The sequence below is a fragment of the Methanospirillum hungatei genome (assembly GCF_020216685.1).
GTDB lineage: Archaea > Halobacteriota > Methanomicrobia > Methanomicrobiales > Methanospirillaceae > Methanospirillum > Methanospirillum hungatei_B.
The window spans coordinates 1-10,000 of the sequence record NZ_JAIWNS010000105.1; the positions used below are offsets into that span (position 1 = coordinate 1).

Annotated in this window: 10 protein-coding genes and 1 pseudogene; 5 read left to right on the forward strand and 6 right to left on the reverse strand. The window is 49.2% G+C overall.

What is annotated here, in order from left to right; genetic code table 11:
• Nucleotides 1–545: pseudogene (locus tag LDL35_RS06245) on the forward strand (phosphoesterase); the annotation flags it as partial.
• Here LDL35_RS06245 and LDL35_RS06250 read toward each other — a convergent pair.
• Nucleotides 532–1,305: a hypothetical protein gene (locus tag LDL35_RS06250; RefSeq protein ID WP_304020520.1), complete on the reverse strand. Its 774-nt coding sequence runs from the start codon at nucleotides 1,303–1,305 to the stop codon at nucleotides 532–534. The pseudogene LDL35_RS06245 and the gene LDL35_RS06250 sit on opposite strands and share 14 nt — an antisense overlap.
• A 129-nt stretch (nucleotides 1,306–1,434) precedes the next feature.
• Here LDL35_RS06250 and metG point away from each other — a divergent pair, with 129 nt between their 5' ends.
• A complete protein-coding gene (gene metG / locus LDL35_RS06255) occupies nucleotides 1,435–3,429 on the forward strand; it encodes a methionine--tRNA ligase (protein ID WP_304020522.1) in 1,995 nt (664 codons plus the stop codon).
• A 21-nt stretch (nucleotides 3,430–3,450) separates the two neighbouring features.
• Here metG and LDL35_RS06260 read toward each other — a convergent pair whose 3' ends face one another.
• The 5 genes from LDL35_RS06260 to LDL35_RS06280 all read right to left on the reverse strand — a co-directional run bounded on the left by LDL35_RS06260 (nucleotide 3,451) and on the right by LDL35_RS06280 (nucleotide 8,330).
• Nucleotides 3,451–3,924, reverse strand: a complete 474-nt coding sequence (locus tag LDL35_RS06260; protein WP_304020523.1) for a HEAT repeat domain-containing protein — start codon at nucleotides 3,922–3,924, stop codon at nucleotides 3,451–3,453.
• 99 nt (nucleotides 3,925–4,023) lie between these two features.
• Complete coding sequence (locus LDL35_RS06265; RefSeq protein WP_304020525.1) at nucleotides 4,024–4,908, reverse strand: hypothetical protein; 885 nt, start codon at nucleotides 4,906–4,908, stop codon at nucleotides 4,024–4,026.
• 166 nt (nucleotides 4,909–5,074) lie between these two features.
• The gene (locus LDL35_RS06270) at nucleotides 5,075–7,270 is read right to left on the reverse strand and encodes an elongation factor EF-2 (protein WP_304020528.1); all 2,196 of its coding nucleotides are present in this window, start codon (nucleotides 7,268–7,270) and stop codon (nucleotides 5,075–5,077) included.
• 41 nt (nucleotides 7,271–7,311) lie between these two features.
• Complete coding sequence (locus tag LDL35_RS06275) at nucleotides 7,312–7,896, reverse strand: 30S ribosomal protein S7 (protein WP_011449775.1); 585 nt, start codon at nucleotides 7,894–7,896, stop codon at nucleotides 7,312–7,314.
• A 5-nt stretch (nucleotides 7,897–7,901) separates the two neighbouring features.
• Nucleotides 7,902–8,330, reverse strand: coding sequence for a 30S ribosomal protein S12 (locus LDL35_RS06280; RefSeq protein ID WP_011449776.1), 429 nt, complete (start codon nucleotides 8,328–8,330; stop codon nucleotides 7,902–7,904).
• Nucleotides 8,331–8,487: 157 nt separating this feature from the next.
• Between LDL35_RS06280 and LDL35_RS06285 the strand changes: the two genes are divergently transcribed.
• From LDL35_RS06285 to queC, 3 genes are all read left to right on the forward strand, one after another.
• Complete coding sequence (locus LDL35_RS06285) at nucleotides 8,488–8,901, forward strand: 6-carboxytetrahydropterin synthase (protein WP_304020534.1); 414 nt, start codon at nucleotides 8,488–8,490, stop codon at nucleotides 8,899–8,901.
• Nucleotides 8,792–9,496 (forward strand): radical SAM protein, encoded by a 705-nt coding sequence (locus LDL35_RS06290; RefSeq protein WP_304020536.1) that lies wholly within the window; start codon nucleotides 8,792–8,794, stop codon nucleotides 9,494–9,496. Before LDL35_RS06285 ends, LDL35_RS06290 begins: the two co-directional genes overlap by 110 nt.
• A 1-nt stretch (nucleotide 9,497) precedes the next feature.
• On the forward strand, nucleotides 9,498–10,000 hold a 503-nt coding region (queC, locus tag LDL35_RS06295), incomplete at its 3' end, for a 7-cyano-7-deazaguanine synthase QueC (protein ID WP_304020538.1).

The window sequence follows — 10,000 nt, forward strand, 5'->3', positions numbered from 1 at the left end:
CGGATGATGTGATAACCCAGGAGATCGCTCTTGTCGTCTGTGATTATGACCTCTGGAAACACCAGGATCCCCGTTCGGGTGTTCTGGGCCTTGTACTTCAGCGGCATGAGAACAGGGAACATGTTCGTGACATGCTCATGCTTGGGGTCTTTGATGATAAGAAGATCAGAAGCGAGTATGAGGATATCATGCGGGAGATGAACCGGGTCATGGAACGGACCAAACGTGCAGCAAGCATTCTTGGTACCAAATACCGCACCGTTGTCACTCCCATGTACGGATACCCCAGTGAGACAGCAGCCTACCTTCGAAAAGAACTTGGATCTGATATCGAGGTTCTGGTCTCCCAGTCAGGCAAATTTTCTATCAGGTCAGTTCCCAACATCTCCCATAAAATTGCCAGGGAGTTTGGCGGCGGGGGTCATCCCAATGCAGCAGGAGGATTCTTCAATTTCACCCTGACAGATAAAATACTCCTCCGTCTTTTTAAAAAGAACCAATGGTTTGAAAAAATTGCAAGGTACGCAGACACTATTCAAAAATAACTGCATATTCCTTTACTTTTTTCCAGTACTCTTCTTCTGATCCTGCTGCGTATCCTGCCACCTTCAGATGATCATGGTCCACGTATTGCAGGGCATCAAGAAGGGCAGACTCTGAAGCATCATACACGATGAGATCTCTGACCTGGTACCGGTCCATAAGATCATTAACAAGGGAGATCATCTCTGCCCGGATGATGAGGTCTGATGTGTATTCCAAGAGTTCCTCAAGATTATGAAGGGAAGGGTGCTCTATGAAAAGGAGATTTTTCGGACCTGACAGGAGTTCCAGATCAAACGGGCCTGGATTCTCCAGATGTATGATATGACCGGAGACCCGGTTATCCCGCAGAGTCCTCAGAAGGTGACGAAATCCATGGAACATCTCAGCATAGGCATCCTCGTCATCAGGGGAAGGGCATGAAGAGAGAAGAGCAGGATTTTCGTGCACCGAACGTATCTGCCTGCCTGATCTGGTCATGAGTTCATAATCGGCGACCATGGTATCCGGAGTAACGTGCGGTCCGGACTCTTCATCCCAGGACAGGGCCTCTTCCAGTCGTGACCTGCAAAACGGTCCACCGACTGCTATCTCATCTATCTTCGCATCTTTTTGCGCAGAAAAGGAGCGAAGTAATTGAAACGTGATGAGATCAGCTTCGATGCCACGGTATGCGGAGATGAACTCCTGCAGGACGGAAACCTGGGGAATTTCAGGATTAGAACCGAGTGACAGTGTTTTAAACGCTCTTTTTTTCTTCATATTGTCATTCAACCCAGGGCAGCTTCCTGCGCAACTGTCAGTCTGTCTGACAGGCCGGTTCAGGATCAGGGAGAACAGAGGTCCCCATCCTCTGTATATTTTATAGAATTATCTTCAAAAATGTACCTGATGAATAGCCGCCCACTTCTTGTTACCTGTGGCCTTCCCTATACCAACGGCCCCTGCCATCTCGGCCATCTCCGGACATATGTACCTGCGGATTTTTACGTGCGGTTCATGCGGCGAAAAGGAGAAGAGGTGGTCTTTATCTGCGGCTCGGATAATCATGGAACGCCAATCGTCGTGAGTGCCGAGAAGGAAGGCACAACTCCCCGCCAGATATCTGAACGGTATCACACCCATTTCTCTGACACCTTCACCAAGATGCAGGTGCACTTTGATCACTTCGGGATGACCGATGATCCAACTACCCATGCTCGGACAAAACATCTTGTCAGCCGGCTGATTGACCGGGGTTATGTATACCCGAAGATAATTCAGCAGGCATACTGCACAAAATGTCAGAAGTTCCTGCCCGACCGGTACCTTGAGGGAATCTGTCCCCACTGTAAAAAACCGGCACGAGGAGATGAATGTGATCAGGGATGCGGGAAACACCTTGAACCAGGAGAGATACTGGAACCTACCTGTAAGATCTGTGGCAACCGGGCAGAATACCGAGAGCAGGAACATTTCTTCTTCAAACTCAGCGGATTCCAGGACTGGCTCAGGGAATATCTGGGCAAACTAAAAGGGACCGATAACGCCATCAATTACGCCCTGGGCTGGGTGAATGAGGATCTGCATGACTGGTGCATTACCCGGACACTTGAATGGGGAGTGAAATTCCCTGGTCATGATGATCTGGTCGTCTATGTCTGGGTTGATGCCCCCATCGGATATATCGGATTTACCGAAGAATGGGCTGCGAAGACCGGGAGGGACTGGAAGGATTGCTGGTGTGGCGAGAACACACGGGTGACCCATTTTATCGGACAGGACATCACCTATCACCATTGTGTCTTCTGGCCGGCGATGCTCCATGGTGCAGGATATGGAACGCCCTATGCAGTAGTTGCCTCCGGTATGCTCAAGATTGATGACCATAAGTTCTCAAAGTCACGAGGATACGTGGTCTGGACTAATGAGGATTATCTTGACCAGGGGCTGCCTGCCGACTACCTTCGGTACTACCTTCTCTCCTATACAAGCCACACAAAGGAGATGAACTTCTCCTGGCAGCTTTTCCAGGAGCGGATCAATAATGAGGTTGTCAACAATCTGGGGAACTTCATATACCGCTCGCTCCATCTCTCCCAGAAACAGTTCGGGGGAGTGCCTGAAGGTGCGGTAGAGCAGGAGATCCTTGACCGGATAAACGAGGCCATCGGACAGGTAACCGGGCTTGTTGAGGCCTATGACTTTAAAGGAGCGGTTGATGCAATCCTTGTACTCTCCGCCTGGGGGAATACGTATATTCAGAGTAAGGAACCCTGGAAACTGGCAAAGACCGATCAGGCAGCCATGGCACAGGTCATGAGGAACTGTCTTCAGCTGGCAAAAGCCCTGACGCTCCTCATTGAACCGGTTATGCCGGAACGAGCCGGGCTCATCTGGAGTCAGCTCGGTCAGGACAGCCTAATAGCCAATAATGGATTCTCAGCAGGGCTTGAACCTCTCAGCCCCGGACCTCTTCCTGCACCTTCCATTGTGTTCTCAAAAATTGATGATAAGATGACTCAAGAACTCGATAAACGACTCCGAGACAGGATAGATGCACTGGATGCGGAGAAAAAACCCAAGACCCCGGAGATCTCAATTGAAGAGTTTGCGAAAGTTGAGATGAAGACTGGAAAAATCCTCTCTGCTGAACAGGTTCCAAAATCTGCCAAACTTCTGAAACTACAGGTCAGCATCGGCGATGAAGTACGGCAGATTGTGAGTGGGATAGCCCAGTTTCATAAACCAGAAGAACTGGTCGGAAAAGATGTGGTCGTCTGCACCAATCTGAAGCCGGCGAAGATATTCGGAATTGAAAGCAACGGGATGATCCTGGCCGCCGGAGATAATGCATCCCTATTACGGCCTGAAACTCCGGTTCCATCCGGAACAAAAATCAGATAAATTAAAAGTACTCTTTTTTTGTCACGATGTTATCTGCGATAGTGCAGTCTGTATTGCATTCTTCACTTCAGGATCACGTTCTTGTTTCAGTGCCTGCATAAGAGGAGTCAGTGCGAAATCTGATCCGGACCTGGCAAGCCCTTCCGCTGCAATCCTCCGGGTATACGGATGATCATCGGTCAGCAGCCGTATGAGGATCGGAGGAATTCGTGGATCCCGCATCTGTCCAAGAGATTTCGCAGCCATGTACCTGACATGATCCTTTTCATCGGTGGTAAGAGCGATAAGGAACTCAACAACCTGGACATCACCAATCGCTCCCAGTGCTTCAGCGGCCCGGTACCTGATTACCCAGTTCGTATCATTGAGTAATGGAAGTAAGGCAGGGACTGCGGTTTTTCCCATTCCGGAGAGGGATGCCGAAGCATGTGCACGAACTTCCTTATTTGTACTGCGAAGATCTGCCAGGGCAGACTCCAGTTCACGTGAAGACATGAAAAAAGAATTGGATGTTATCAAAGAAAAGAATGAAGGATTAGGTATTTCCTCCCATCCAAGGCTGCCCCACCTACCTAATCGTTCTCTCTTCTCTCGTTATGTGACCGGTGCTACGGTCGGCTGTGCCATTGCAGTCGATGAGTATTCATGTGTCTGAGCCAGGTCAAACAGTCCGCGAGCCACGGTTCTCTGCCGGTCAGTAATCTTGGTCGTAACATTTCCATCGCCACTTGCCTGGTAAATGTTATCATAGGTCTCAAAGTTGGTATTCATATAGACCTCTGCTGCTCCGACTGCGAGGGTATTATTCGCATTGGTACCCAGACCCTGGGCATCAAATCCATACCGCAGATTCACCGGCACGGTAGAGCTCTCTGAAATCGCACGGCCACCAACCGTCGTCACCGCAGCAACCTCCTGCACGTTCATTGCGCTACCCGCTTCAACAGTTCCTTTGAACGCTGCCCCATTTCCTCCGGTTCCACCTGCGAATACACACCGACCTACTTCATTTCCATTCGTTGCTGCACCAAGTGATGTGATGGTTGCTCCCTCATCCCAGAGCATCGTACCGCTCTGGCTCTGATCAGCCTGGAAATTCACCGTATGTCTGGCATACAGGTTGTCTCTGCCATCAGATACATTGGAACCATCCATATTGTACTCTTTCGTGTACCTGGTAGTTCCACTGGCTGCAAGGGTATTTTCACGATAGGTAAAGATCGCCCTTGTTTCATCTGGTGAAAGTGTATTATTCGCGAGATCCCCATTGGGAAGATTCGTCTGCTGCCACTCCATATCATGATTTACCAGAAGTGTACCGATACAGGTTGCATCGATAGTAGTCGTAATTCCGGTCTGATCATATGTTGCAGAAGTAGGTCTGACAGCAGATGCCCACCCGGTTGTGAGAACCAGGATTATAATAAGCACTGTGCTTAATTGCCTCATTGTACAGGCATTCATATCAATCAACCCCATCAATTTTCTGACCACATCCGTAGTCAGACTGGTCACGAAAATTTCGTCGGTTATACATATATACCTTGTCAATTTTCAGTGACAGAAAAATTGGAATTTAGACGATATCCAGAAAAATAAATATAAAGAAAATGATTTAATCGAGTGATGAAAATTGGGGAGAGATTTAGGCAAGGTAATCCGCGGGCTTAGGCAGCTCTTCCTTGAGTCCCTTGCGCTTTCTGATCTGCAGGACTATTTCCTTGGCAGAACCTGCCGGTACAATCTCAAAACCTGCAAATTCGCTGTTCCACATTGCACGACCTTCAGTTGCTGAACGCACATCTCCGGCAAACCCGAAGAGTTCAGCGACCGGTGCCTTTCCAATGACAGTGATGGTGTCTCCTTCACTGGTCATATCAAAGACCTGACCACGCCGGCTCTGAATCTGTGAGGTTGCACTTCCCATGTGATCCTGGGGAACGGTGATATGCAGCTTCTGCATCGGCTCAAGAAGTGAGTCCCCTGCAAGGAGCATTCCACCCTTGATTGCACTCCGGACGGCAGGGATGACCTGGGCCGGACCACGGTGGATCGCATCTTCGTGAAGCTTGACATCCACGAGCTTGATAAGCATGTTCTGAACCGGCTCGTCTGCAAGCGGACCGCCGTCAAGGGCTTCGTGGATACCTTCGATGATTAGTTCCATCGTTTCATTCAGGTACTGAATACCCTTGGTCATGTCAAGGAAAAGATTGGTAGCATAGATATCCTTGACGTTTTTTGCCTCTTCCTTGTCAAAACCGGCCTTGATCATCGTATCACGGCGTTCAAGAGACTCTTGGTTCATGGATATCTCATGGTTCTTGATCATCTCAACAACATGATCAGGGAGCGGATGAAGTGTGAAGTAGAACCGGTTGTGACGGTTTGGAGACTTGCCTTCGACTGGTTCGGTAAGTTCCTGGGTGATGGTTTCACGGTACACCACGATCGGTTCGGAGGTGATGATCTCAACACCCTTGTCACGCTTGATACGTCCGGTGATGATCTCAAGGTGCAGTTCTCCCATACCGGAGATCAGGTGCTCTCCCGTCTCTTCATTAATATTGACACGAAGGGTCGGGTCTTCCTTTGCGACCTGACGCAGAACATCGACCAGTTTAGGCAGATCCTTCATGTTCTTTGCTTCGACGGCAACGGTAACGACCGGCTCAGAGTAATGTTCAAGGGATTCGAACGGCGTCATTTCCATGAGACTTGAAACGGTAGAACCGACGATAGCATCCTTCAGACCGGTGACGGCAGCAATGTTCCCTGCATAGAGTTCGGGAACTTCAACACGGGTCGGACCCATGAAGATACCGACCTGCTGCAGACGGTTAACCTTCTTTGCAGTTCCCATGACATACATTTCATTGCCCCGGCTGAGTTTTCCTGAGAAGAGACGACCGGTTGCAACTTCTCCTGCATGAGGATCAAAGGAGATATCAGTGACCATCAGACAGCTGGGTGCATTCGGATCACAGGTGATCATACCCTTTCCTTCAGGACTGTTGACATCACCGTGCCAGATAACACCAATACGGCGTGGCTGAGCCTCTTTCGGATTGGGAAGGAATGATACGACCATATCAAGGACGACTTCACAGAGCGGGCTCTTTTTCCCAAGCTCCTTCATCTCACCCTTCTTACAGTGCTCATATACTTCCTTAAAGGAGATACCGGACTTCTTCATGTACGGGACAGAAATAGCCCAGTTGTACAGTGCTGACCCAAATGCAACCGTTCCGTTGGCGGCATCAAGTTTCCAGCCATTATTGTACATCTCCTCATTCATACCCTTGATCAGCTTGTTGACCTTATCAATGACCTTACCAAGCCGGATCTGCATCTCCATCTCATCGACCTGAAGTTCATTGATCAGCCGGTCGACCTTGTTGATGAATAATACCGGCTTGACACGTTCTTTGAGTGCCTGACGCAGAACGGTCTCAGTCTGGGGCATGGTTCCTTCAACTGCATCGACAAGAACAACTGCTCCGTCTACCGCACGCATTGCACGGGTAACATCCCCACCAAAGTCAACGTGACCGGGGGTATCAATCATGTTGATGAGGTACTCTTTCCCGTTGTACTCGTGAACCATTGAGACGTTGGATGCATCAATAGTGATACCACGTGCCTGTTCTTCCTCATCCGAGTCCATCCAGCAGGCTTTTCCTGCCAAATCTTCACTGATGATACCTGCTCCGGCCAGGAGGTTGTCAGAAAGAGTAGTCTTCCCGTGATCGATATGGGCGACAATACCGATGTTTCTGATACACTCCGGCTGGTTCATGAGCTGCATAACGCGCTCTACCGTTTTCTTCCCTCGGCTCATATTTCACCTGCAATTTTAAAAAACAGAAATGGGATTGTTATTTACCGTGCAGACTTAGCAACACGTTCCCGTTCTTCACGCTTTGCGACAGAGTAACACTTGACATCCCCATTTGCAGCGGCAATAAGTTCCTCTGCGAGGGCATTTGCAACGGGTTTCTTCTTTTTATGAGATGCTGAATAGACACCGGCTGCGATTAAGCCGACTGCGGTATTTACCCGGCGCATCGGTGCGGTATCAACGGACTTTGGCACATTGATACCACCATACTTCAGACGGACGGTCTCTTCACGGGGTCCGGCATTTGCGACTGCATCACAGAGTACTTCGATTGGGTTCTTTTTGGTCTTCTGATGAACAATCTCAAAAGCATCCCTGACGATCCGGATGGCAAGCTGCTTTTTTCCCGTGTTTACTTCAGTACGCATCAGCTGATTGATCAGCCGCTCGACGATGAGCATATTTGCTTTATGAAACTCCTGACGGGTAAGACGCCCACAGGAATGGGGCACCATCATCGAGTTCAGGTTCACGTACCGTGCAATACCCGGGTCACGGATGGTGACCTCACTTGTGTCCCAGCGGTTAAAGAGGAGACGAGCCGGGGCAGATACTTCTTCACTCATCACGATCACCTGCGTGGCTTCTCCTTCCTGCCTATCACCAGTTCATGGAGACAGACATTATTCACCTTTGTGACAACAAAACGGACTCCGGGGATATCACCCATGGAACGTCCGAGACGACCGCCGATACCTTCAATTTCGACTTCATCATGTTCATCGATGAAGTTGATGGCACCGTCACCGACTGCAAATGCAGATACCTGACGTCCGTTCTTGATCAGCTGAACACGAACACACTTCCGGATCGCGGAGTTTGGCTGTTTTGCTTCAACACCGATCTTCTCAAGGACGATACCTCTTCCCTGGGGCGCGCCCTCAAGGGGATCGGACTTCAGTTTCAGACCACCTGCTGTTCTCGCAAAATGCGGGTCACTCCAGCGAAATCTCGCAGAGTCACGCTTTAATTTACGTGCTGCAAATTTACCCTGTCCCATTACATCACTCTGATAATCTTCGATAATTCCGCCAATAAGTGGCGAATTAGAATCCAAATGCGCGACGATTCCGATATAAAATGTCGGCTTTGAAACCTGTCTGTATACGTTGACACTTATGCAATATAATAGTTGTATTCACGCCCAACCTGATCTCATGCAGATCAGACTCTACAAAGAGGTCTCATTTGACGCAAGTCACCGGCTGTTACATTACCGGGGGAAGTGTCACAATCTTCACGGCCACCGTTGGAAAGTGGAGGTGTGGCTGAGAGGTTACACCGATGAAGAGACAAATATTCTGGTAGACTATAATGAGATCCGTGAGGTCGTGGACTATTATGACCATGAGATCATCCTCAATGAAGCAGATCCGATGGTCCCACGTATTCAGGAGTTTCATGAGGTCATTACGACTCCTGGTGATCCGACAAGTGAACTTCTGGCACGCCTGATCAGGGATGCCATTGAATTGCGATACAAAGACAGCGGGAGAGATATCATCGTTGATACTATCAGAGTCTGGGAATCACCAACCGGCTGCGCAGAGCTCAGGCATGAAGATCGCTGAAATATTTACCTCCCTCCAGGGAGAAGGGCTGACCTCCGGCTATCCTACCACCTTTATCCGACTGGCCGGGTGCAATCTTTCATGTTCCTATTGCGACACTCCGGCGAGCAGAAAGGGTGGAACAGATGTGAATGTGAGCGAAATTGCCCGAGGAGCCCTTTTACAAAAACCACACTATGTCTGTATTACCGGTGGTGAACCACTTCTTCAGAAAGATGAGGTTGCAGAGCTATCCCGCCAGCTTATCAAAGCCGGGAAAAAGGTGAGCATTGAAACGAACGGGACAATTCCTTTTGATGGTCTTCCGAATGACATTTCGATCTGTATGGACGTGAAATGCCCGTCGTCAGGAGAATTTAGTAATCTCAACCTTTTATCTGATTTAAAATCCACCGACTCAGTCAAGTTTGTGGTTGGAACAGACGATGATCTGCAGTATGCTGAAAAAGTCATTATGAGCCACCCGACAAAGGCAGAGTTATTCATATCACCCATATATGGGACCGATTATCAACGAATTGCATCATATATTCTCTCAAGAAATCTACCGGCACGAATGCAGCTCCAGTTACACAAATTCATAGGACTACCCTGAAATGAAAGCAGTATGTCTTCTGTCAGGCGGAATGGACTCATCCACACTCGCCTGTCTTGCAAAGCATGATGGATACGATATCCTTGCCCTGCACTTTTCTTATGGGCAGCGGACCGAAGAGAAGGAACGGGAATGTGCAAAACGGATTGCCCGTCACCTCAATGCACGTGAATTCCTCGATGTGGATCTTACCTATCTAAAAGCAGTCGGAGCCTCCAGCCTGACGGATCGGGCAATGCAGGTCAAGGCTCATAAAGATGCAGGAGACGGAATACCTGATACCTATGTGCCCTTCAGAAATGCAAACCTCCTCTCGGTTGCCACCAGTTTTGCAGAGGCGCGGGGAGCCGATGCCATCTATATCGGAGTCCAGGCATCAGATTATTCTGGATATCCGGACTGCAGACCAGAGTTCATTGAGGCATTCCAGAAGGTTATCACCCTTGGGACCCGCCCGGATGCAGGCATTATCCTGAAGACGCCTTTTGTAAAACTCAACAAAGC